Here is a 26,239-nt window from a genome sequence, read left to right on the forward strand (position 1 = left end):
TGTAGTCGGAAATTTAGTCCTGATAATCCTTGTTTTGAGAGATGAATCGCTCAATACGAACTAGGATATTATTTTATGTTTAATTATACCTACCTAGCTACCTACCTAAAGCTATTAAAAAAGTACTTTGGTTTTTTCTTCAAGCCTTTAGGTCAAAAGTCAGAAAAACCATAAAGAAAGACTTGAGTCGAAAAGGACTTTTTTAACCTTTTTAGTCAAAAAGCAATTTTGCGGTTACTACAAACCTTTACTGGCAAGTAAAAGATATTAATCTCAATAAAATTTTGCCAATATCTAAAGGTTGCACATCGCTTTTCAGGTTTTGCCAATAAGGTCTATTTCCAATACTTACAAAACCTCTAAACAATTTCAGGCATTGTTAAGCTTCATCAAGTTTACTAACGCTCCCTAAGTGTTGTATTATATAATGATATTCTTCGTAATTGTAGTAGCGAACTGAATAAAGTCTGTTGATACTGAGTTTTGCAGCACTATGAATTTTTGTAAAATGAAGATCGATAACTTAAGGACAAACTTAACAACTTAACTGTATAAGAAAAGCGCTGAAGCACTTAGTTTATCTGTGCATTCTTCAGATTAAACTACTACATCCGATATTTTTACGACTTTTGGGGCGTTGCTGAATTTAGGTATGAAAATGATTCTGCATGATTTCAAAATCCTTGTAGAGACGCGAAACTGCTTTGGGATTCTCTTCAAGACACTGCGCGAACGCAAATCAAAGCGGATTCCTATATAGCGGTTTTCATTTATGTGAGTTACACCCGTAAGGGCAATTCATGAATTGCCCCTACACCTTACGAGATGATGTTGTACCACATTTGAATAGAACCGCTATATAACCCAATTATAATCAAATGCAGTTCTGTTAAGGTTAGCAGTCTTTGTAAGAGTCATTTATTAACGTAGACGCGAACGCGAACAGCGTCTCGTAGAGAAGCGAGTTCCCCGACTTGTAGCAACTGGCGCAACACACAGAGAGAAGAAAGAGAAGGAAAAATTTTCTTCCACGGTATCGACTTTAAGAAGATATTTTTTGTAAAACTTATACCGTAATAGTATAAAAGCTTAAATTTAGTCTTAACTCAAAGATTTTACCTGGTTCATACTTGGCAAAATTGTTAAAAATAAATTAAAGAAACGAGGTTGATAAAGCTATCAAAATACATTGCAAAAAATAATTATTGCAATGATTGCCCAATCATTTTGATGGAAAAGCAAAGCAAGTCATTCATCAAAGATTTTAGTCGATTACACAAGCAAAGCACTTAGTAACTTTTTCTTTCAAAACAATTTGGGCATTATAAAAGTTAATTCTATGTAAGAATTGGAGAAAATCCATGATTCAGCAAGATTATGCTACAATCAAGCAAAATTCCCAGACAACAGTATATAAAAATGCTGTTTTAGATGATGTAAAACTTCAAGATGCTTTAAAAAGTATCAATCCGAAATTTGGGGATTTTTGTACTCGCGTAGCGGGTGAAGCATGGGGTCTTCCGTTAATTGACCAAAAGACTAAGGCTTTAATCACAATTGCTATTGATGTTGTCAATCAAGATCAAGTTGGCACTGGTAGTCCTTTTGCTGCACATATAAATATGGCTATGCAACAAGGTGCTACCCGTGCAGAAATAGAGGAGCTTTTGTTGTTCATGTGCGTTTACGCAGGATTTAATAAAGCTGCGGGGTGCTTTGGTACTCTGAATGACATTTTCAATTCAAATGAATAGCCGACTGATAGACTGCAAAATTGAAGATGAATAAAAGCCTGTTGTAAATAGGCATAGGAGAAAAAACATGGTAACTAATGCTAAAAATCAGGGTAAAATAGCTGTACTAATCGAAGAACACTTTGACGAAATTGAATTTCGAGCATTTAATAGATTTTTCCCAAAAAATGGATACGAAATAGAGTATGTTTCTCATCTTTGGAACCAAGATAAACTGACATTTAAGGGAATTGATCTAATACAAGAAGTGACTGTCACAGTAGAAGTAAATGATGTTGAACCTACCGATTATCAAGGTATTATCCTCATTGGTGCTTATGCAATGGATCGTCTTCGTTATGAAGAGTATCCTAAACAAGGTCAACCAAATCAATCTCCTGCTGTCAGATTTCTCCGAAAAGCTGTTAAGGCTATGGATGCTGGAAAATTAAATATTGGAACTATCTGTCATAGCCTTTGGTTGTTTTGCGCCGATGCTGAACTCCTGAAGAATCGGGAAGTGACTTGTGCTCATAACATTCTTTGTGATGTACAAAATGCTGGAGGGATCGTTATCTTTGATGGTGATGGAACTAAAAATTTACACATTGATGGTAATCTGATCACAGCAAAACATCCTAATGTAGTCGCCGAATTTATGGAGGTTTTCTTAAAGGCGATTAATGAGCAGAAATTGCAGATAGCAACCAGATAAGAAAGTAGGATCATAAATTGAGTCTGTCATGTGGGAAAGAAAAACGCTGCTACTTTCTGAGCAATCTGGTTGGATTGTTTGTAACTATCTTAACTCTACTAGCCAGATTCAGGTACTTCGGATCGCAAATATTCCTAATTGGTACTTTGAGCGAATTATTTTCCCAAGACAACGCTTTCGGTTTGAAGCACCTCCTGATGCCGATCTAGAAATTCACACAAGCATGATAGCTAGTGCAATTCTTTCAGATAAAATTCAGTGCAACCGTTTACGCATTAACTAGAAACCAATTTCAGTATTAAAATAATACAAAAAAACTGGGTTTTTCTCTGCTATCCAACCCAAGTTTATTTTGCCAATATTTCAACAAAATTGGTTGAGCTAATTGTGGAATTGATGTTTCCAAAAATATGCTTGTTCCTGATCAAGCCTTGCGGAATTGTTCAGCAAATTATCAATTAACGCTCTAGGTGAGAAGAAAGGCAAAATGATTGCAACACCACTTCAATATCAAGCAGAAGCTACAACAAAGTACCAAGTAGAGTTGGGGCGCACATATCCTTTGGGTGCAAAGCCTGATAAACATGGAGTCAACTTTTCAATCTTTTCTGAATATGCGACATCTGTCGAGTTGTTGTTGTTTGAGACACCGAATGACTTAGAACCTATAGAAATCATTCAGTTAGATCCCAAGCTGAATAAAACCTTTTTCTTATGGCATATCTATATCAGAGGTTTAAAACCCGGTGCTGCTTATGCTTATCGCATTGATGGCCCTCAAGATTTGCATGGAAAAGGACACCGCTTTAACAAAAACAAAATATTGATCGATCCTTACTCCAAGGGAAACAGTACCACGCTGTGGAAACGCACTGATGCTTTAGGGTCGAAAGATAACTTGGCTACTTCAATGCGTAGTGTAGTCATAGATATATCAGATTATGACTGGGAAGGCGATCGCCCCATTAACCGACCCATGAATGAAACCATCATTTATGAGTTGCACGTCCGGGGATTTACTAAATCACCTTCTTCTGGCTGCAAACATCCCGGTACTTTTTCTGGAGTCATCGAAAAAATTCCTTACCTGCAAGAGTTAGGGATAACATCTGTTGAATTGTTACCAGTATTTGACTTTGATGAAACGGAAGTTCTTCGAGAAGTCAACGGTAAACAACTGAAAGATTATTGGGGATACAACCCACACAGTTTTTTCGCCCCGGAAACTTCATATTGTACTTCTCCCGATGAGAAAAACCCAATTAGAGAGTTTCGGGATATGGTGAAAGCCCTACATCAGGCAGGAATTGAGGTCATCCTAGATGTAGTCTTTAACCACACTAGCGAAGGAAACCATGAAGGCCCAACTATTAACTTTAAAGGGTTCTTTAATAGTATATTTTATCACCTTGTACCCTTTGATAAACAGTACTACATGGATTACTCAGGGTGTGGAAACACGATTAACTGTAACCATCCCTTAGTGCAGAAGCTAATTGTTGATTGCTTAGAGTTTTGGGTGCAAGAGATGCACGTTGATGGCTTCCGATTTGATGAAGCGTCTATCTTATCCCGTGACCAAAACGGCAGTCCGATGGTTCATCCACCTGTAGTTTGGCAAATTGAAACATCAGAAGTTCTAGCAGATACAAAAATTATTGCTGAAGCGTGGGATGCAGCTGGATTGTATCAGATTGGCTACTTTCCGGGATATCGTTGGGCAGAATGGAACGGACGCTTCCGAGACGATGTTCGGCGCTTTGTCAAGGGAGATTCAGGACTAGCAGGGGCAGTAGCTTGGCGGATTTCTGGAAGTGCCGACCTCTATCAAGCAAGCGGACACTTACCAATTAACAGCGTTAACTTTATCACTTGCCACGATGGGTTTACTCTCAATGATTTAGTTTCTTACAACCACAAGCACAATGAAGCCAACGGCGAGGGCAGTCAAGATGGAATAAATAACAATTTGAGTTGGAATTGTGGTGTTGAAGGAGAAACTGACAATCCCGAAATTGATACATTACGGCAACGACAAATTAAGAATTTTACAGCGATTCTTTTTTTGTCGCAGGGTGTACCAATGATTACATTTGGGGATGAAGTTAGACGTACTCAACATGGCAATAATAATGCTTACTGCCAAGATAATGAAATCAGTTGGTTTGATTGGAATCTTGTCGAGAAGAATACTGATATATACAGATTCTTCAAAATGTTAATTAATTTCCGTAAATGCTATTGTCATGAAGCATTACACCGCCGTCACTTCTTCAATGGCGAAGTTAATGAACGAGGTTTAGCAGATATATCTTGGCATAGCTTACATTTGTTTAAACCAGATTGGAACGACTCTCATAGCAGAATTATTGCCTTTACATTAGCAGGATTTCAAGGGGCATCAGATATTCACGTCATGATGAATATGTACTGGGATAGTCTCAAATTTGAAATTCCGGATCTTTCATCTAGGAAATGGTACAAAGTCGTGGATACTGCCCAACCTTCACCTATGGATATTGTGGAATCGGGGGAAGAAACTTTAATTCCAGAGGATTTCTGCTTAGTTCAAGGTCGTAGCATTGTCGTTCTCATTTCCAAATAGTTTGGCATTCAACGAATAATTACTAATTCGTAATTCGTAAACTATAAAATGTAAGGGCAATTCAGGAATTGCCCTTATTACGGAAAAAAATGCTTTCACTGCTTTTTTTGTAAGCCCTAATATTAAAAACTCGACGTTGCATTTTGGGAGATAATTTAATGAACACAGTAACTTTCCCATTCTCAGATTTAATTGCTGGATATGTTACTAACTTTAATTCTCAAAACGGAGCTTTTGGGACATTCAACCTGAAAACGACCGATGAAAGAGAGTTTGAAGTAGCGTTATCTGCAACAACCTATGCTGAACTTGTGCGTAATTTGGGTGAACCTTATTATGATTGCACTCTGCAAATGAGAGCAATGTTAGTTTCAAATTGTTATCTTTTTGTATACGGTACTTTTTTTCCTGAAGATAATCAGAATAAGTTTGAAGCTAAACATATTGTATTTCTTGGCAAAACCGAAAGTGAATATACATTTGAAAAGCAGGATTGGTGGGTTAACCAAGTCCGAAGCTTGGCTAATTTCTACTTAAAAATGCAGTTTGAAGATGGAGAAGTTGACTATCGAAAATATCGCACTAATTTAGGCTTAGTTGGTGCAAAAGAAATCAGCAATCGTCAAGAAACCGACACAATTTCACGTCTAGTTTACGGTTTTGCCACAGCCTACATGATGACTGGGGATGACCGTTATTTAGAAGCTGCCGAAAAAGGCACTGAATATTTACGCAATCACATGCGTTTTCTGGATGAGGGTGAAGGAATTTGCTATTGGTATCATGCAATTGACGTTAAACCAGATGGTAGAGAGCAAAAAATATTCTCCTCAGAATTTGGCGATGACTATGATGCTATACCAGCTTACGAGCAGATTTATGCCTTAGCAGGTCTGACCCAAACTTATCGGGTGACGGGCGACCCAGGTATCATGAATGATATCGAATTGACTATGAATCTGTTCAAACGCTATTTTCTCGACAAAACGGATAAAGGAGGTTTTTTCTCACACATCGATCCGATTAATCTCAGCCCTTACAATAGCACTTTGGGACATAACCGAGCGAAAAAGAATTGGAACTCAGTAGGCGATCATGCCCCAGCATACTTAATCAATCTTTGGCTAGCGACTGGTAAGAATGAATATGCTGACTTACTTGAGTATACCTTTGACATAATTGAAAAGCATTTTCCCAATTACGACTCTAGTCCATTTGTTCAAGAACGTTTTCATGAAGATTGGAGTCATGATACAACATGGGGATGGCAACAGAACCGAGCAGTTATAGGTCACAACCTCAAAATCTCTTGGAACCTGATGCGGATGCATCACCTAAAACCAAAAGAGAAGTATGTTGCCTTAGCAGAGAAAATTGCAGATATCATGCCCGCAGTTGGTAGCGACCAACAGCGTGGAGGGTGGTACGATGTCGTAGAGCGGATTCTAGAACCAAACCAAAAGACACATCGCTTTGTTTGGCACGATCGCAAAGCTTGGTGGCAACAAGAACAAGCTATACTTGCCTACCTCATCTTAGCTGGCTCACTTAACAATGCTCAGTACCAAAAACTAGCGCGTGAATCAGCAGCTTTTTATAACGCTTGGTTCCTTGATTACGCAGATGGGGGTATCTACTTCAACGTTTTAGCTAATGGAGTTCCCTACCTACTAGGAACTGAAAGGGGCAAGGGTAGTCACTCCATGAGCGGTTATCACTCCTTTGAACTGGCATACTTGTCTTGTGTTTATACTAATCTATTGCTGACTAAGAAGCCGATGGATTTGTATTTCAAGCCAAAACAAGGAGGATTCCAAGATAATATTTTACGAGTTCAGCCCGATATCTTACCACCTGGTAGTGTCCAAATTGGCGAAGTTTGGATTAATGGCCAGCCTTATTCTGACTTTGATGCTGAAAACTTGACGATCAAGCTACCATCAACTCCAGACGAACTAAAAGTTAGAGTTAGACTTCTTCCCACTCAAGTATTTTTCAATGCAACTTTGTTAGAAGTAACCGGAGGTGTTGCCAAAATATCTTTAAGTGGTTTACTTGATGCCAATGCTGTGGGACTGCTTGAGGAAGAATTGCAAAAAGCAACAGCTAAGTCAATCAAACGCTTGGTCTTGCTGGTAAAAGATTTGAAATGTATAAGTTCGGCTGGTCTCAGATATCTGATTTACACTAAGCAAAAGTTGGGTAGCGATATTGATATCTATATCGTTGGTGCAACTGATAATGTATTAGATTTCTTGAAGAAAGGTGCATTTTGTGAGGGTGTCACTGTTTTAGAGCATTATGACACTGTAGAACTAGCGATCGTGTAATCAAATTGATAGCATTTCATCTGGTAGTGAGGAATGGCTAGACGTGAGATTTGAGGAAGAATTCAGAATAAAGATGCTCCCCACGAAACGTTATTGCTAGCAAGATCCCCGCAGGGGTAGGAAGACTCGCTATCCCTGCACTATCTGCTTTTTAAGTCAGAGTTCATTCTAATCTGTGATACCAATTAATGATTGCAACATATCCTTGGGTGAAGAGAAGACGCGATGAATCGCGTCTCTACAAAAATGGTCTATTTGTCGCATTCTTTTTTTTAATTGGTATAATTTCTGAATTCTGTTTGATGAGCTTTTGAGTTTTAACGATATACCTCATTTAGTTGTGGTAAGGGGTTATTTAGCAAGGCTTTTAGAGAATTTAGATTGTGTTTTTTCGACCGATGTAGCTTGTGTTTTAGCGTTAGTTAGAGACTTAGATATAACACTTGTGAGAAGACTGAATACACACTGACTACAAAAAATTGTGTTGTTTGCTGGATGTTGCTTCAAGCAGCATTTTTTAAGAAACTTATGGCTAAACCTGTAATATTGACATTAGATGATGACTCGGAAGTTTTGCGAGCGATTGAGCATGACTTACGCAGCGAGTATGGCGATCGCTTCCGAGTGGTGCGAGCCAGTTCAGCTAAGATAGCTCTGGAGGTGCTGCAAAAGTTGAAGTTACGTAACGAGTCAGCAGCCCTGTTTATTGTAGACCAGCGAATGCCACAAATGACCGGTGTGGAATTCCTAGAACAGGCAATGGAAATTTTTCCCATGACCAAACGTGTCTTACTCACAGCTTATGCAGACACTAACGCGGCTATCCATGCCATCAACAAGGCAAAAATTGATTATTACCTCTTGAAGCCTTGGAACCCTCCTCAAGAACGTTTATATCCGATGCTGAACGATTTACTTGAGGTTTGGCAAGCTTCTTTCCGTCCACCTTTTGAAGGTGTTCGCGTCATTGGTTGCCGTTGGTCGCCAAGATTGCATCAAGTCAAAGATTTTTTAGCGCGGAATCATGTTCCCTATCAATGGTTAAACATTGAGTCAGATGAGGCTCACCGCCTTGTTAACTGCGTTAATAGCTCTGATACTAAACGCCAGCCGATAGTCCTCTTCCCCGATGGATCGAATCTTGTAGAGCCAACAAATATCCAAATTGCTGAGAAAGTCGGATTAAAAACACGTCCCAAAATGCCCTTTTATGACTTAATTATTGTCGGTGCTGGCCCTGCTGGTTTGGCAGCAGCTGTTTATGGGGCATCTGAGGGACTTCGTACAGTATTAATTGAACGAGAGGCTCCAGGAGGACAAGCTGGTACAAGTTCCCGGATCGAAAATTATCTTGGTTTTCCGGGTGGGATTCATGGCGGAGATTTAGCTAAACGTGCTGTCACCCAGGCTCAAAAGTTCGGAACAGAAATTCTTTCACCACAAGAAGTCACCGATATTCGTCTGGATAATCAATATCGCTTGATTACCTTAGCAGACGGTTCGCAACTCAGTACACACACTTTGATTATTGCAACCGGCGTATCTTATCGCAAGTTTAAAGCGCCTGGAAGTGAAAAATTAACAGGTGCAGGTGTATACTATGGTGCTGCAATGACCGAAGCACTGACTTGTAAAGGGGAAGAAGTATTTATTGTTGGTGCAGGTAACTCGGCTGGACAAGCAGCTGTATATCTTTCTAAGTTTGCCCACTCCGTTACCCTTGTAGTCCGAGGAGACTCCCTCAAGAAAAGTATGTCTCAATATCTGATTGAACAGATTGAGGAGATTAATAATATTCACGTCAAGCTATTGAGCGAGGTAACTGAATTTTTCGGAGAAGATAAGCTGGAAGCAATCACCCTTTTGAATTCAACAACTGGTAAAGTCGAAACTATTCCCACCAATGCCCTGTTTAGCTTCATTGGGGCAAAGCCGCGTACCGATTGGTTGCAAGATGTTGTAGAACGTGATGAGAATGGCTTTATTCTTACCGGTGCTAACACAATGCGAAATGGGATGTCACCGAAAGGATGGGCATTAGAGCGCGATCCGGCTTTTCTGGAGACTAACGTCCCAGGGATTTTTGCGATCGGTGATGTGCGTTGTAATTCAGTGAAACGTGTCGCTTCGGCGGTAGGCGAAGGTGCGATCGCAGTTCAATTAATCCACCAATATCTTGCATGTTTGTAGCGATATTCTAGGTAATTAACATGCTGGAAAAATTGCGTAAAATGTCAGTTTTTGAGCACTTGACTGAAAATGAACTTAAGTGCTTTCTCAATGGGACTGAATTATGGCTGAAGTCAGGAGACATACTGTTTCAGCAAGACGATCCTGTAGACTACTTCTATGTGGTATTTGAAGGAGCAATCCAGCTTTCACGAGAAATAGGCAACCAAAATATCGTGTTAGCAACATACGGTACTGGTACATTCTTTGGTGAAGTGCCTCTTTTGGCTGGTACTGTTCATCTTGCAAGCGGACAAGCAGTCCGTGAAAGTCACATGTATTGTCTACACGAGAATAATTTTTGGCAAATGATCACCATTTGTCCAACAATTAGAAAAATTGTTCTTGGTAACATGGCTTATCGAATGCAAGAGTTGCAATTGTTATCTCAGCAACACGAAAAGCTCGTCGCCTTGGGTACGTTGTCTGCTGGTCTGGCTCATGAACTAAATAATCCAGTATCCGCAGCACATCGGGCTGCTGGTCAGTTGCAGGATACAATCAAGTCCTTAGATGCTGTTACTCTGAAATTTATTGAGCAATATCTCTCACCAACTCAAGTCAAACACCTCTTGAGGTTCAGGCAAGATGCGATCGAATATGCTGCATACGCTGCAACGCAAAATTCTGTCGATCCTTTGGTTCAGATTGATTGGGAAGATGAATTAGTACATTGGTTAGAGTTACATGATGTTACTGATGGCTGGAAAATTGCTCCTGTCCTAGTTGCTGCTGGGCTAAACAATGAAAAGTTAGAGGCAATTAGCGAGTATTTACCTGCTAATATCTTTACCGATGTGCTAATTTGGCTCGAAGCAACCCTATCTACAATTGGGCTGTTAAAGATACTAGAACAAGGTACTACTCGTGTTTCAGAAATAGTCAAGGCGATTAAAGACTACTCCTACATGGATCGGGCTTCTTTATTGAAGATAGATGTACATGAGGGTTTAGAAAATACTCTGACAATTCTGCGCTACAAGCTGAGAAAGCACAATATTGTGGTGACACGCGAGTATGAAAAAAGTCTCCCATGCATTCAAGCTCACGGAAGTGCATTAAATCAAGTGTGGACTAATCTTATAGATAATGCGATCGATGCATTAGGTGAACAAGGTAATATTTGGATACGGACTTCCCAAGAGAAGGATTATATTATTGTTGAGATTGTAGACAATGGGCCAGGAATTCCCCTAAAAATTAAATCTCGAATTTTTGAACCGTTTTTTACAACTAAGGAAGTCGGTTCAGGTACGGGTTTAGGTTTGGAAATTTCCTATCGAATTGTCGTGACTCAGCATAACGGAGACATTCGCTGCTTTTCTCAACCTGGTAAGACGTGTTTTCAAATTCGTTTACCTATCTGTCCTTCCTGAAGCTACCGGATGTGGTTTTGCATAAATCCTAAACCAGTTAAGTTTTTCTCTAACGTTAGGATCTTATCTGGTCAAAAATTTCTTGAAAGTGAAAACTATATTCAAAATCAAAAATGCTTCGATTTGAACAGGTTTTATTATTAAACCAAATTAGAGAATTTTGTAAAGGTAATTATTTGTTTATCAGAGCCAATAAAATCTAACTGAAGCGATCGCAATTTTTTATCCTTCTATGTATACACCCAAAAAAAAGGCAGCAATTTTCACAAGAAGGCAGTTCATCTTTGCAAGTGCAGGTAGTGGAGCCGGATTGCTTGCTACAGCAATGTTTAAAGCAAATAGAATTAATGCAAACTCACAGGTGGATATAACGAAGTTTACAGAGTCTCTACCCACCCCATTTGCAGGTTCGCCACCCAGCACTTTGATGATTGCCAAGAATTCGCATTCGTTCCACCGCAACTTAGGGGCAAGCCCAACGTTGAGTTATGGTGGTTTATCAATTCTGGGGCCAACTATCGAAGTTACAAGGGGCACACCTCTGAGTATCAATGTAGTCAACAATATTGTTGGCAACCATCCCTTCTTGGGAGCAGTTGATACAGGGTTGCATGGTACTTTAGAATCTGATAAGAATAGCCCACGGGTATCGTTGCATTTGCATGGTAGCAACACCGAAGCTAAAAGTGACGGCTACCCAATGGATACCTTTAGACCAGGGCAGAATTACTTATACAACTTCAACAACAATCAGGAAGCAGCCACTTTGTGGTATCACGACCATGCGATGGGAATTACTGGTTTAAATGTGTTGGCCGGACTCGCAGGGTTTTACCTAATCAGGGATGTTGACGATCCTGTGGGTGGTCATGGACCACTCGGTCTGCCATCTGGGGCTCCCTATGAAGTACCCCTAGTAATACAAGACCGTTCTTTCAATAGCGATGGCTCGATGTCTCACTCCAATCAGCCACCCTGGTTAGTAGAATATGTTGTTGGCGTTGCAACTGTAAACGGCAAGGCGTGGCCGAACCTCAATGTAGACCGTACCTTGTACCGATTCCGAATTATCAATGGTTCAAGCGCCCGGACTTACAACCTGAAACTGTCGTCGAAACAGCCAATTATTCAAATTGGCACTGACCAGGGGATGCTCAACGCCCCGGTGTATTTGTCTCATTTATTGCTTTCTCCTGGCGAGCGGGCTGACGTGCTGATCGATTTCTCCGGTAGTTTGCCAGGAGATAAGATCGTCTTGGAAAATGACGCAATTTCTCCATATCCCAATGGCAGGGCTAACTTAATCATATTTAATCCCGAACTGCCTGAAATCATGCAATTCACAGTCAATGCGACTGCTGCAGCTTCTAAGCCAATTCCCAAGATGTTGCGACTGCATAAACCACAGATCAAACCGATAGCTGTTAAACCGATACGGCAACGGTTTCTGACACTCGTGGAGATAACTGGGCCAACTGGCCCGATTGTGCTGCTACTTAACAACGTCTATTGGGATGAGACATTCAAAAACCCCGAATTGATGGAGCGGCCAAAAGTTGACACCGTGGAGCAGTGGAACATTATCAATCTTCAGCCCGTCGCCCACCCGATGCACTTGCATCTGGTTCCGTTCCAAATTCTCAACCGACAAAAGATTAATCCGGCCAAGTATTTAAAGGCATACCTAGCTACAGGGCCTCGGACAGTTCTTATAGAACATGCAATGGGTGGGCCGACAGTGCCAACTGGTTATCCACCACCCGATCCTACTCCCTTTGCGATCGGGCCAGCAAGACCGCCAGCCCCAAATGAGGCCGGATGGAAGGATACAGTATTAGCTAATCCTTATGAAGTCACCCGTCTGATTGTTCCATTTGGAGCTAAAGCAGCAGAAAATCTCCCCTTCAGCAATTCATTTATCGGAACCTACGTCTGGCACTGCCACATGCTGGGACATGAGGACAATGAAATGATGTTGCCCTATGAAATAACAGCATAATTCCTAGTATGAAAAGGGTATCCCCTACTAGTCTGTCAGGCTAGTAATGAAAAGTTTGTAGTAAGCACTTTAGTGATTATAAAATAAGAACTTAAGTCCTTACTACGAATTTTCTTCCCCATCAATTTAAACTTGACACACTACTACGATGGTGGTCTATTTACCATCAATGAAATGACGTATTTATGTTGTTACACAACATATTTGTTTTGTTCAGTGCGTAAACCTTATAAATAAATTGCATTAAAAATTAAACCGTATTTAAATCTTATGAAAGTATCCTCAACTCTAGCTATTAGTAGTTATTCAATTTTACTTAGTTTTATCGCTATATCTCCACCCGCTCATGCGGTATCTGCAAGCGAGACTAATAACTCTTTTGCTACCAGAAAGATTCTACCATTTGGTGTTAGTAGTGTAGATGGACAGTTAGAAACTGAGAACGTTGACTTTTACACTTTCTCAAGTTTGGATACCGGAAATTTATTTACTGTAGAGGTAAATTCACAGTCATTTGATCCACTACTAGGGCAGTTGAGTGATTTTGGTAAAATTCAAGAAATAAATGACGATCAATCTGACAATAATGTTTTACCCATACTAACGGGAGAGATACCCACAAGTGGTAATCTCAACTTAGCTGTGTCTGGCTTGAGAGACATTAATCTTCTTGGCGACCACTTTGAATCTGGTCAATATACATTGTCATTAAAAACATTTACTTTTCCCCGTTCTTCTACTAATGCAACACTCGTAAACGGTAGTTTTGAAACTGGCAATTTTACCGGATGGTCAACACTAGGCTCTACCAGTATAGAAACTGCAATATTTGGTAGCGATCCAACAGATGGAACTTCGCAAGCTTTCTTATCAACTGGAGGGGGTACATTTGATGATTCAATTACAGAAAAATTTTTAGGATTAAAAGCTGGAAGTCTAAATAATCTTGGGAAAGGACAAGTTAGTAAAGGCTCTAATATTCAACAAATATTCACAGGGAAAGCTGGAGACATTTTAAGCTTTGATTATAATTTTATGAGCGATGAAATATTAACACCAATTATTTTTCCAGATTTCTCCTTTGTCTCAATCAATTCTTCTTCAGACAGTTCAACCAGTTCCCTATTAAAACTAGCTGATGTTACAGATGCCACATCAAAAAGTTCCTTAACCGAGTTTGCTGAAGAGACTGGATTTAAGACTTTTTCTTTTAAGTTGCCGACCACAGGAACATATACTTTAGGAATTGGAGTTATAAATGTGGGAGATATCGCTTTTGATTCTGGACTATTGATTGATAATGTTAAAGTAACCTCTGTTCCTGAACCTAGTTTTGGTTTATTGGAATTTAGTGCTTTAGCACTCTTAGGATTATGGAAAAAAATCTATCCTAAATAAGTAGTTAAACAAAATTAATTACACAATGTAATTGCGAATGGAGCGTTCGCGGTAGCGTCTCGTAGAGATAGCGAAATGAAGCATAAGTCCTTCGGACACGCTTCGCGAACGCAGGGACTAGGATTGCTTATCTTCAAGATCCCCTACGGGTACGCTTTGCTCGCAATGACTGTAATTAATTCTGCATGGTTACTTACAATACTTTTCAAAAAAATATCGGTAAACATTACTAAGCTTCTAAATAGCAATAAATTAAAACCAAAAAATCGACACCATACACAAATAATAGTCGTGATATTTAGCGTCAAAAATTGGGTTTATTGGAAATCATCCAAAAACCCAATTTTTTTATATTCTCTTTATTTGATTATTTGCACGGAGTATTAAAGTACTTAAGTGTAAGCTCAGGGGAGCAAGCTATGTTTTTAGCAAAGTTTTGTACTTTCTTAAATTTATCCTTAATTTATCGATCTTATCTACTAAAAAATTGAGAAAAATTAAATAATTGTTTGTTGAATGAAGTAATTCAACCCACTAGGAAAACACGGTGTAAACAGAGACATGATTTAACATCTAGAGGAAGTTTTGACTGCACATAGCATTTATTATGTTAGTGAAATATATCTAAAGCTTAGATATAAAGCTGGAAGGCTTTATATGTGTACCTCATCTGAACCATAAGCGGCATTACACCTTACTTAATCAGGAGAAAACAATGAGTGAAACAATATTAGTCAATCAACAACCAAATGAACCTATCATAGTTGCCAAGAAGCCAACAGTAATGGAAGTGGAGCCTGGCACATATTACTGGTGTAGCTGCGGTCACTCCAGCAATCAACCTTTCTGCAATGGCGCTCATAAAGGGACTGGGTTTAAACCAATTGCATTTGAGATTACTGAGAAGAAGCGCGTTGCTCTTTGTCAGTGCAAATACACGAAACAGGCTCCATTTTGTGATGGTTATCACAATAATCTCTAAACGGTAGATGTGGATAAACAAAAGCAGTAATGATAGCAACAATTAGAAAATTTGATTATGCAATTCGCGATCAAAAAGGTCAATTATCCTTCTATGTTCTTTTGTGGAAACGGAAAGGAATTTCTCTAGACCTTTTTGATGACTACTGGAGAGACGTTCATGGCCCAGTTTGTGCTAGGCTACCAAGTCAACACCAATACTGGCAGTTTCATCTGGCTCAAAATGACGGTGGTCTATGGCCAACTATTAATGGTATTGAGTACATCTGTACAGACGAAGATCAATTTAATGGTATTGCCGAATTAACCTTTGAGACAGTAGCTGAACGGGATATCTGGTTTAAATCTGCTGCAATCCTTATGGATGACGAGCATAACGTATTCAGCAAAGCAATTGGCTACAACACGAGTTTTGGTAATTCTCAAACCTATTTCGATCGCATCCCCGTAGGAGATCCCAACGGCAAACTAGGTATAATTAAGTTTCACATCATGGTAAAGAAGTCTGATGCCGTGAGTGTAGAAGCTTTTCGCCGATATCTGACAGATAGTTTTGCACCAGCTGTTATTCAAAGCAATTCTGTCCTCAAGTTTCGATTGCATTTGTTTGAGCAAGTAGATAATTCTCGCCCTGATGCTGCTGGGGTTTCTCATTATGAATTGCCAGAAAAACAGTATCAAGCTGCCTTTGAAATTGCTTTTGCTAATCCTCTAGAAATGGAAACATTCTTTGCCTCTAAAGAATACGCTATTGCTACCAAAGACCAAGCTCAATACGTCCAGAGACTTTTACCATTTCCCGAACGAACTGCTTACACCTTCGTTTATGACGGCAAAATGACACTAGCAGGTCAGCGGAGTTCTACAGTAGCAGAACTAATTGCAAACATTGGCGCAACGAATCAACTCAAGGAGGATGTAGTTAGTCTTATGTTGGAACATAAACTTATCTCTAACTCAAATGATCACTCGAACGGCTCGCAAAACACTGCTAGCACATTTACTAACAAACGAACTAACTACTACACAGATTTATCAGCAGATTATTCTCGACCAGGACTTGTGACTTCTTATGTAGCGAAAAAACTCATAGAAGATGCTGAGAAGATTGTGGCAATGAAAGAAAGAACTTTGCCACAAATTAGTTCTAGTTATACTTTAGAACAAATTGAAAAAGAGAATAAAGAATGGTGGCCTACCCATTGTGAGGCATTGAGACAGGGAAGAGGCGATATATTAACTGGTGAATATCGAGATGATTTAGTTTATTTCTGCCAGGATGGACCTTATCAAGGTGTAGAACAACAAAAAGAACGGGAACAACATTGGTGGGCATTAATTGCTCAACCAGGTGTCACAATGTGCTGGCCAATCGTCATGTTTCATGGTGAAGTTACCTTCTTTGAATGGAAGTGTGTAGATGACGAAACCAACGAAACACTCGCCAAGGGAAATGTTACTTGGATTCGACGTGGACATAGAGGTGGATGTTATCTCAAAACAGAACAGTTAACCTTTTACCGAGATGTTTTTGCTCCAAGTGGGCTACTAAAATTGATCACAACGGCTTAATACATTGCTTGAAATTAGTTCAATAAACCTGACTTTTTACGGTATGTAGAAAAGTTCGTTTTTATGATTTTAGCAATCCTAATTTGATAGCTTATCGTGAAAAGTCAGTTCAAAAAACTAGTTATGTACAAAAAAGTCCTTACATGACTTATATCATATGATCAAAAACCGCTATATCACCTTAAAAAGAATCAAAAGATGTTCAATTGATATCATTGGGCTGACGAAAAAACTAGCAGTTAGTAACTTCTGGTTGATATTTTTAATATCGCTGAGTTTAGCAGTTGTAGTACCTGCGCTGTTTTTTAGAGTGCTAATACCAACAGTCAATGCACAGGAAAGTTTCGTGTCTACTAACTCACGAATCAGGATGAGCGTAGTCGCAAGAAACCTTAATAATCCACGTGGACTTGCCTTCAGATCTGATGGCGCACTTTACATTACGGAAGCAGGTGTAAATGGACAAGGAACACAAATTCCTGGACCAGCGCCGGGTGTGATTTTAGACTTCGGCTTGAATGGCTCAGTGACTCGCGTTTGTGAAGGAGTACAAGAACGGATCATCACTAATTTGCCATCCATGACAGTAGATCCGAAAGGTACGCAATTAACCCCATCTATTAATGGCAGTAGCCAAACTTTCGGTGCTGCTGATATAGCATTTGACCGAAAGGGAGATGCTTATATCATCATTGGTTACGCTACTAATCCAATTTACAGAGGCAATCTTGGTTATGATGGGGCAAATTTAGCGTCACTTCTCAAGATAAATTTAACCCCTAAGGGTAAAGTCGTATCGATCAAAAAAATCGCCGATTTTGCAGACTATGAATCAGCAAAAAATCCATCTAATGACGATCTCGTTAGCGATCCCTATTCTTTTTTAATTAAGGGTAACCATAGTTTGGTTGTTGATGGAGGTGCTAACGATCTTCTCCGAGTCAATAAACAGGGGGATATCTCAACAGAGGGTATTTTCAATGCGCGTTACTTTCCAAACGCACAATTTCCTGTGCAATCAGTACCTACAGCGATCGCAATTGGTTCAGATGGAGCCTACTACATAGGCGAATTTTCTGGATTTCCTTTCTTAGAAGGTGTTGCGCGTATCTTCCGCTTAGTGCCAGGTCAAGCGCCACAAGTCTATGCAGATCGTTTCACTCAAATTATAGATATCGCTCCCGCCCCTGACGGTGGTCTATATGTTCTTGAATATGCCTCCCACTCTCTGTTATCAGGTGACGGTTCTGGGGCACTAATCCATCTGTCACCTTCTGGACAACGTACAACTTTGGTTAGTGATGGACTGGTTTTACCAACTGCTATGACAATTGGGCCAGATGGAGCTATCTATGTTTCAAATTACGGCTCATACGTTGGAGTTGGACAAGTAGTTCGGATTAAGATTGCGAGTTAAATTTTGTGATTTATTGAAGGAGATTACATGAATATTGGAATTATCGGTTCGGGAAATATGGGCACTGCTTTAGGAAGAATCTGGAGCAACAATGGTCACAAAGTACTATTCAGCTATTCGCGTGACCTAAACAATCTCCGTGTTCTGATCCAGTCTATTGCTCCAAATGCTTCAGTCGGTACACCTGCCGAAGCAGCCCAGTTCGGTGAAGTAATTTTTCTTGCAGTGCCCTGGGTAGCATTAGAAGATGCACTTAGCGCTGCGGGTTCACTTGATGGCAAAGTACTGATCACATGTGTTAGTCCTTTGAAGCCGGACTTTGAGGGACTGACGACAGGTTTACAAGCATCCTCGGAAATTTCTGCTGCGGAAAGAATTGCTCAGTTAGCCCCAAAAGCCAAAGTAGTAGAAGCGTTCAACTTGACATTTGCAGAGATTTTGCAATCTGAATCGCGACAGTTCGGTTCTGAGCAAGCGAGTATTTTCTACTGTGGTGACGATCAAGAGGCTAAACAGTTGACCGCAGAACTAATTAAGGAGAGCGGTTACGAGGCTATTGATGTCGGGCCACTCGCGATCGCACGTTCTTTAGAGTCTTTGGCAACTATCTGGGTGCAGATGGCTGTTGTGTCAGGCTTGTTTCCAAAGGTTGGGTTAAAGGTGTTACGCTCTTAAGTAATTCGTAATGACTATAGCGGTTCCCATTCAAATGTGGTACAACATCATCTCGTAAGGTGTAGGGGCAATTCATGAATTGCCCCTACGGGTGTACCTCATATAAATGAGAACCGCTATAACGTTTTAGGGTTTAATTCCCCAACTCCAGTTAGAGGCTCACTCACATTTATCTATATGTGGCTTTGTTTCAGCTGGGGTCTAATACCGTTTCTTTGTGAAGCTGCATATATTTACCCCCCGGCTACGCCGTCCCCCCAACACATCGGGGGGACTTATTATGTGCATCTTCATAAAGAATTGGTAGAAATACCTTTATGTTACAGTCTTTAATTACGAATTATCAATTACAAACAAATTGTTTTAATAGTTGCCTTTTATACTCCTTGCCAAAAAATCTCAGTCAATAATTAATACTGTCTGAGATTATTGGGAAATATGAGTTATGCATACTTAAGAATTGGCTAGAATTAGGATTAAGCAATTAGTAAGATGCAGAAGGGATGAAACTGATGAAGTTAGCACCCTATTTTTATTTTAACCTTTTCATTCTTTCCTAATACCAATTTAGGTAAATACTGGATTGATATCCATAAAAATTTGTAGTTCTTCAATTAAATCACCTTTAAATTGAAAGAAATCCATTACAGGAAGTGTCACGCTAACACCATCAAGGCGGTAGTAAGTAACTTCCATATCCAAGAACACCACGTCTCCAATTTCCCACTCTCGCTTGATGTCGTGATATATACTTTTTACCTGTTGGCAAAAATTCACTAGAGAGTCTTTGATAGCTTTATGCCCAACTAAAGCATCAAAGTTACCAAATCTAAATTTGGCGCTTTCCGTGAGGAAATCAACATATTTTTCTGCTGATTGGATGGGAGTAACTGTCCCAGATTCAAATGTTTCAAATAGGTCTTTAATGATTTGTGTTTTGGTGGATTTTGCTACTAAGTTAGACATTTTAATTTTCGTAATGAAGAAGCAAGTTTAGTTTGCCTATTTCCTAACTATTCTACAAGCTAAGTTCATAGTTTTAAGAAATAAGTTAGGTTTTTGTGTTTAATAAAAATGAGAATATATTATTTTTTTGGGAAATTATTTAAAGATGTGTTTTCATACAGAGATAAATTTACTTTTCTTGGTAAAAACTATTGCCGCCTTCTAAGTGACTGGAATCAAAATTATGTTTGAAAAGTATTTTATCTGGATTAAATTTAAAATCCTTTTAATCTAATTTTTAGAAGTATGAGTTAGCAAAGGATAGAGCAGGATTTGAAACTTCTTTTTAAAATTTGATAATAGAATATTATAAGTTTATTCTTAAAATACTGAACTTTGCTGGTCTGATTCTAAAAAAATAGACAAACTGAGTGTATGTGAAATTTGCAAAGTACACAAAAAATACAACCATGAGGTCAGTTCATGGATTTACATTTACGTAATAAGCGAGTTCTTGTTACTGGTAGCAGTAGTGGGATTGGTGCTGCGATCGCAAAGGCTTTAGCAAAAGAAGGTGCGATCGTTGTCATCCACGGACGAAGACAAGAGCAAGCCAATAAAGTGGCTCAAGAGATTAGCAACGATGGCGGACAAGCTTTTGTTGCTATTGGAGATTTGGGAACCAATGAAGGTGCAAATCAAGTTGCGGAAAAAATACTATCAACTCTTGATGGTGTTGATATATTGGTCAATAATGCTGGCTCATACGAAGATCGCAACTGGATTACTAGCAAACCAGAGGAATGGGCTGAAGTCTATAACGCTAATGTGATTTCTATGGTGCGCGTGATTCAGCTGCTTCTACCCCGTATGAAGCAGCTAGGTTGGGGACGGATTATTCAGATTGCTAGCGGATTAGCCACTCAGCCCAATGCATCTTTGCCTGACTATCAAGCGACAAAAGCCGCAACTTTAAATCTAACTGTGAGTCTTGCAAAGGACTTATTTCAAACAGGGATTACAGTCAATACAGTGAGTCCTGGCCTGATTGCAACTGAAGGGGCAAAGAATATTTTTCATCAAATTGCTCTTCATAAAGGATGGGGCAAAGAGTGGCCAGAGATTGAAAAGCACGCTATGGAAGAGTATTGGCCTAATCCAACTGGTCGTCTAGGACGGCCCGAGGAAATAGCAAATATGATTGCATACTTGGCAAGTCCCCTTGCAGATTACATTAACGGCGCAAATATTCGGGTTGATGGTGGAGGTGTAGCAGCAATCAACTAATTTGCTTGCTTACCTACATTTCTGACAGAAGCCGATAAGTGAGAGTGGCTGTATCAATTAGAGCAACCAAAAAAACTCAGGAAGTTCCAAAAGGTGCTTACCAGAGTCTCGTGAACAAGACATCAACGCACTTTTACACGAAGGTACAAAGATGACAAGTTATTTAGCAGATATCAAAACGACTCTCGAAGAAAAATTTACCCATCAATATGCTTTTGTTAACGGCATACGTCTGCACTACGTAATCGGTGGCAAAGGCGATCCTATAGTTCTGTTACATGGTTGGCCGCATACTTGGTATCAGTGGCACAAAGTTATGCCAGCCTTAGCCGAACACTATACAGTGATCGCAGTTGACATCCGTGGCTTTGGTGACTCTTCTAAGCCAGCTGTTGGCTACGATAGCCGTACCGAAGCTGAAGATATTTACCAATTAGTTCATTCTCTCGGTTTTGAGCGGGTTTTCTTAGTTGGGTCTGATTGGGGTGCGCCAGTAAACTACGCCTATGCGTCTGCTCATCCAGAAGATGTACGTAGATTTGTGAATCTTGATGCAACGCTTCCGGGGTTCGGCTGGGAAGACTTAGCTGGATATTCTTCAGAAACCTCTCGACAAGGTGGCGGAATTTGGCATTTTAACTTTAATGCTGTACCCGATCTGCCAGAGGCACTGATTGCAGGTAGAGAAAGGATATTCATTTCTTACTTTTTCAATAAATTTTCTTACAACCCGTCTGGAATCTCTGAGGCTGAGATCGACGAGTATGTTCGTTGGTATTCTGCACCAGGAGCGGTACGCAGTTCTCTGGGACTTTACCGCGCTATTTATGAGTCAGTGCAACAAAATAAAGAAAATGCCAAGACGAAACTTAAAATGCCTGTACTCGCTCTAGGAGCCTCTCATGGTTTAGGCGATCGCCCAATTAAGGCGATGCAGTCTGTAGCCGAGGATGTTCGCGGTACAGTCATTGAAGGCTGCGGACATTTTATTCCTGAAGAACGTCCAGAGTTCCTGGTTGAACAGCTACTCCAGTTCTTTGGCGAAGATTACAAATCTTAATTCTAGGTTTCTTACCCCTGCACAGTGCGGGGGTTTAAAAACTACTTGTGAATACGTAATATGCCTAGCACTTGCGAGTAATTTACATTTTAAAGAATTTTAGCAGATATAAGGAGAAATACATTGGTAAGCAGTACTAACCCAGTAGTGTCACCAGCAGGTGAAGGTCTTGTTTACTCGGTTGTGGGAGACACATATACTTTTAAAGCAGTTAGTGAAGATACTGGCGGAGCTTATTCAACATTTGAGTTTTTCATTCCACCCCAACATGGATCTCCACCTCACATTCATCATCGGGAAGATGAAACTTTCTATATTCTGGAAGGGGAATTATTATTCCAGGTTGGAGATCAAAATATAGTTTTGTCAGCTGGTAGCTTTGTTCATGCACCTAAAGGCATTCCTCATTCTTTTAAAAATGTAGGTACGACACCGGCAAGAACTTTCACAACAGCTATTCCTGCGGGGCTGGAAAACTTTTTTGAGGAAGTAGGCTATCTCGTGAAAGACAAAGATACGCCCGTACCTATACCTCTCGAAGAGCAAATTAGAAAGATGCGTGAAGTAGGCCCTAAATATGGCGTGGAAATCCTCTAGTTCTCATCGGGCAACTACAGTAACAGCATGGCGGGTTTTTTAGTAAGTGAAGAAGAATTGTAGGTTGGATAGAGCGATCGCTAAACTCAACTAAGTAAGCAAGTGGGAAAATTTATAACTATGTCATTGCGAATGCAGCAAAGCGAAGTGAATCAATCGTAAGGGCTTTGGGCTTTCTAGATTTTGTTACATAGTTAGGTTTATTTAAGCCAACCTACTTAATTAGTTTTCTTACTTAAGCCAACCTTGCCAACAAAACTGGAGATTACAGCCTGTATGCAAACGTAGAGACGTAGCAGCGCTACGTCTCTACAAGGGTTCTGGATAATGCATATTTAATTTCGCCAGCTAGTGGTTTGAGAACTTATTGTGAAAAGTCAGCTGCTTCGGCAAGCTAAATGAGATTTTTAATCAGAGTAGTGTTGAATCAAGGAAGGATATCTGCAATGAACGCAGCAACAGAAAAAGCTAATTATGCAATCCGAGATCAAGGTGGCAAAGTAGCCTTCTATGTTCTCTTATGGAAAAGAAAAGGAATTTCCTTAGAGCTTTTTGACGATTACTGGAGAAATGTACATGGGCCTCTCTGTGCTAGATTACCAGGTCAGCACCAATATTGGCAATTTCACCTGGCTAATAATCATAATGGTAGTTTGTGGCCAAGGGTTCCAGGGATTGATTATACATATCAGCCAGAAGATAAATGTGATGGCATTGCAGAGTTAACCTTTGAGACAGAAAGCGATCGCCAAGCTTTTTTTCAATCGTCAGATCCTCTGATTGCTGACGAGCATAACTTATTTAATAAAGCAGTTGGCTACAACACCAACTATGGCAATTCCCAAACCTTTATTGATGGCATCCCCACAGGAGAACCAAACGGTAAGGTGGACGGGTTAAAATTCCATGTCATGGTCAAAAAAGCTGATGATGTAAATCTAGCAGCCTTTTGCCAACATTTGACGGGTTATTTTACTCCAGCAATTCTTCAAAGTGATGCAGTCCTCAAATTTCGACTGCATTTGTTTGATGAAATAGATAATTCCCGCCCAAATATTACTGGGGTATCCCATTTAGAACCATTAGAAAAACAGTATCAAGCGGCGTTTGAAATTGCCTTTAAGAATCCTCTCAAAATGGAAGCATTCTTTGCTTCTCCAGAGTACGCTGCTGCTTTCAAAGACTTAGCTAAATATGTGAAGCAGATTTTCCCATTGCTAGAACGCAGTGCTTACACTTTTGTCTATAACGGCAAATTGACTCTAGCAGGTCAATGGAGTTCTAATGTTGCAGATTTGATTGTGAAAGTAGGAGCAACCAATCAATTAAAGTTAGATATAGTTTCTCTCATGAACGGTAAAGAGGCTGTTAAGCCTGGATTAGGTCATTACCTCCAAGGGGTGCAACACATCGGGGTTACGGTTCAAGACATGGAAAAATCCCTTGAATTTTACACAGAGGTGTTAGGAGGGAAGATAGTTGTTGTAGAAAATAATCTCATGGGTGATGCAATGCAAAACACTCTTTTTCAAAAAGAAGAGTTGGATGCATTAGCCCAAGGAGTTGACCTCAAAAGTTTTGGTATTCCCAGTCTTAGGGATGCGAAAGAAGCCCTAGATATTAAATTTATCTCCTTTGGTAATACCTGTATTGAACTGATTTATTTTCGAAATGCAGCAACACAAAATCCCCATAATTCATCTGTTGCACGCATTCCTTCTCACATTGGTCATGTAAATGCTATGCATCTATCTTTTCACGTAAAAGATGATGTAGACTTGAATGTTTTCGCCAATATGTTGGAAGATGAGTGCCAAATTCGCGGGATGAAAAATGTTGTTTGTAATCGCGTCATTCGAGTAAAATCCGAAGAGGAAAGAAGAAAAGTTGCCCTCAAATATAATTCTTCTAAATTTTGGCAAGAGCCAGATTCATTGAATGCAGATCGTCAACCAGAAGAAGACTTTGGTGAATTAGAAGGTTGGGCATTGTTCTACTGTAAAGGGCCAAATGGAGAACAATTAGAATTCAACCAAGCTACTCGCACAGTTAAACAACATTTTGCTAACGCACAAAAGGAATACAATATAGCAAACAATACACATTTTGCTGTTTTAAATTCTCAATATTCTCAACAGATAGAGATATCAGGAAGAGTTTATGCTACATTTAGCAGTGCTGTAAATGCTTCATTATCAACTGTTTGGAATGTTTTGCTGGACAACATTGAAAACCCAGGCAGCTACAATCCAGAGGCTCACAATTACAAAATTCTTGAGAGATATGATAATGGTCTACTGCGGGAAATAAAAGTTCTCAATATCACAGTTGAGGAAAAAATAACTTGGAATGAAAAAACTGGAAAAATCCGACACACCTTAGTCAATAATCCTTTGTTTATTGGTCAGGGAGTGAATGCAGTTGTCCGGCCTGCTAGTAATAATCCTCATGAACCTTTAGTAATTAGCTATACTTGGGACTGGGAACCTTATAATGAAGAGGGTCATAAGGTTGCTCAAAAAATTCAAGAAAACATTGCCGAAGCAGTTAAGCAGATTGTTTTGAACTTAAAAACTGTTGCCGAACAGCAAGAAAATAGATTACAAACTTCAGTTTTTAATGACCAAATAGCAGCTAATGCCAGTAAATCTACTTCCGAAAAATTTCCAGGTGCGACAACAGACTTGGTGAAGCGCTTATTCTCCAGAGGTGAGGCGTTTGATTCGGAAGGATTTATAACCTTTTTTACCGACACACCAGTTTATCAGTTTGGTAACTTTGATGTGTGTTTTGATAAAGCAGCAATTAAGAAATCTGCAGACGCGTTCTTTAGTGGTATTTCTGCTGTTTATCATGACATCAAAATGATCTGGGAAGTTGGTGATGTAGTATTTGTAGAAATGGATGTTACCTACTGGCGTAAAGATGGCTCGGTTATTACACTTCCTTGTTTTGATATCTTTCGTGTAGAAGGGGATAAATTCTCAGAACTGCGGATTTTTATGGATGTAAATCCTGTATTTAATCCTACAATTGCTGTTCCCTACTCCGCCTCCGTGTTTACTGTTAGTGAAAATAAAAGACTAATTCCACCCAATACTATGAGGAAGCACTTTGCTGAACATCCTGAAGCTAGACAAAGGGTAAAAACTGGATTTGCCCCTAAATGGTCAATAGCTAACCCACCTAAGTGGTCAATAAGCTAACCATCAGGAGCCATATCAAGATAAGTAGAGCAGCGTAAATAATTAAAGGTTTATAGTGAAGACTAAAGTCTTCACTATAAACTAATGTCGTCTACTTATACCATTTCTTTGTAA

The 26,239-nt window shown here is 39.7% G+C and carries 17 protein-coding genes and 1 pseudogene; 17 read left to right on the plus strand and 1 reads right to left on the minus strand.

What is annotated here, in order from left to right; translation table 11 throughout:
* Positions 1-1,361: 1,361 nt before the first annotated feature.
* The 13 genes and pseudogenes from V7K35_RS16490 (at position 1,362) to V7K35_RS16550 (ending at position 19,030) form a co-directional block, all read left to right on the plus strand.
* Complete coding sequence (locus tag V7K35_RS16490; RefSeq protein ID WP_335080321.1) at positions 1,362-1,754, plus strand: carboxymuconolactone decarboxylase family protein; 393 nt, start codon at positions 1,362-1,364, stop codon at positions 1,752-1,754.
* A gap of 67 nt (positions 1,755-1,821) precedes the next feature.
* A complete protein-coding gene (locus V7K35_RS16495; protein WP_335080322.1) occupies positions 1,822-2,448 on the plus strand; it encodes a DJ-1/PfpI family protein in 627 nt (208 codons plus the stop codon).
* Positions 2,449-2,476: 28 nt separating this feature from the next.
* Positions 2,477-2,728 (plus strand): annotated as a pseudogene (locus tag V7K35_RS16500) (DUF1830 domain-containing protein); the annotation flags it as partial.
* Positions 2,729-2,935: 207 nt separating this feature from the next.
* Entirely contained in the window at positions 2,936-5,053 is a 2,118-nt protein-coding gene (glgX, locus tag V7K35_RS16505; RefSeq protein ID WP_335080323.1) for a glycogen debranching protein GlgX, read from the plus strand.
* Between the two features lie 158 nt (positions 5,054-5,211).
* Positions 5,212-7,383, plus strand: coding sequence for an AGE family epimerase/isomerase (locus V7K35_RS16510; RefSeq protein WP_335080324.1), 2,172 nt, complete (start codon positions 5,212-5,214; stop codon positions 7,381-7,383).
* 528 nt (positions 7,384-7,911) lie between these two features.
* On the plus strand, positions 7,912-9,573 hold the full coding sequence (locus V7K35_RS16515; protein WP_335080325.1) for an FAD-dependent oxidoreductase: 1,662 nt from the start codon (positions 7,912-7,914) through the stop codon (positions 9,571-9,573).
* Positions 9,574-9,614: 41 nt separating this feature from the next.
* On the plus strand, positions 9,615-10,988 hold the full coding sequence (locus V7K35_RS16520; RefSeq protein WP_335080326.1) for an ATP-binding protein: 1,374 nt from the start codon (positions 9,615-9,617) through the stop codon (positions 10,986-10,988).
* 232 nt (positions 10,989-11,220) lie between these two features.
* The gene (locus tag V7K35_RS16525) at positions 11,221-12,987 is read left to right on the plus strand and encodes a multicopper oxidase family protein (protein ID WP_335080327.1); all 1,767 of its coding nucleotides are present in this window, start codon (positions 11,221-11,223) and stop codon (positions 12,985-12,987) included.
* A gap of 270 nt (positions 12,988-13,257) precedes the next feature.
* Positions 13,258-14,385, plus strand: coding sequence for a hypothetical protein (locus V7K35_RS16530; protein WP_335080328.1), 1,128 nt, complete (start codon positions 13,258-13,260; stop codon positions 14,383-14,385).
* A gap of 715 nt (positions 14,386-15,100) precedes the next feature.
* Positions 15,101-15,367, plus strand: coding sequence for a CDGSH iron-sulfur domain-containing protein (locus V7K35_RS16535; RefSeq protein ID WP_335080329.1), 267 nt, complete (start codon positions 15,101-15,103; stop codon positions 15,365-15,367).
* A gap of 29 nt (positions 15,368-15,396) precedes the next feature.
* On the plus strand, positions 15,397-16,938 hold the full coding sequence (locus V7K35_RS16540; protein ID WP_335080330.1) for an EthD domain-containing protein: 1,542 nt from the start codon (positions 15,397-15,399) through the stop codon (positions 16,936-16,938).
* A 346-nt stretch (positions 16,939-17,284) separates the two neighbouring features.
* Positions 17,285-18,355, plus strand: coding sequence for a ScyD/ScyE family protein (locus V7K35_RS16545; RefSeq protein WP_335080331.1), 1,071 nt, complete (start codon positions 17,285-17,287; stop codon positions 18,353-18,355).
* 27 nt (positions 18,356-18,382) lie between these two features.
* Positions 18,383-19,030 carry an NADPH-dependent F420 reductase gene (locus V7K35_RS16550; RefSeq protein WP_335080332.1) on the plus strand — a complete coding sequence of 216 codons (648 nt, stop codon included), beginning with the start codon at positions 18,383-18,385 and terminating at the stop codon, positions 19,028-19,030.
* A gap of 567 nt (positions 19,031-19,597) precedes the next feature.
* Here V7K35_RS16550 and V7K35_RS16555 read toward each other — a convergent pair.
* Entirely contained in the window at positions 19,598-19,996 is a 399-nt protein-coding gene (locus V7K35_RS16555; protein WP_335080333.1) for a nuclear transport factor 2 family protein, read from the minus strand.
* Between the two features lie 462 nt (positions 19,997-20,458).
* Between V7K35_RS16555 and V7K35_RS16560 the strand changes: the two genes are divergently transcribed.
* The 4 genes from V7K35_RS16560 (at position 20,459) to V7K35_RS16575 (ending at position 26,125) form a co-directional block, all read left to right on the plus strand.
* On the plus strand, positions 20,459-21,262 hold the full coding sequence (locus V7K35_RS16560) for an SDR family NAD(P)-dependent oxidoreductase (RefSeq protein WP_335080334.1): 804 nt from the start codon (positions 20,459-20,461) through the stop codon (positions 21,260-21,262).
* A 151-nt stretch (positions 21,263-21,413) separates the two neighbouring features.
* A complete protein-coding gene (locus V7K35_RS16565; protein WP_265274600.1) occupies positions 21,414-22,322 on the plus strand; it encodes an alpha/beta fold hydrolase in 909 nt (302 codons plus the stop codon).
* A 123-nt stretch (positions 22,323-22,445) separates the two neighbouring features.
* Positions 22,446-22,919, plus strand: coding sequence for a quercetin 2,3-dioxygenase (locus V7K35_RS16570; protein ID WP_265274599.1), 474 nt, complete (start codon positions 22,446-22,448; stop codon positions 22,917-22,919).
* Between the two features lie 446 nt (positions 22,920-23,365).
* Positions 23,366-26,125, plus strand: coding sequence for an AtaL-like protein (locus V7K35_RS16575; protein WP_335080335.1), 2,760 nt, complete (start codon positions 23,366-23,368; stop codon positions 26,123-26,125).
* The last annotated feature ends 114 nt before the right edge of the window (positions 26,126-26,239 follow it).

The organism is Nostoc sp., assembly GCF_036917275.1.
In the GTDB taxonomy this organism is placed as follows: Bacteria; Cyanobacteriota; Cyanobacteriia; order Cyanobacteriales; family Nostocaceae; genus Nostoc.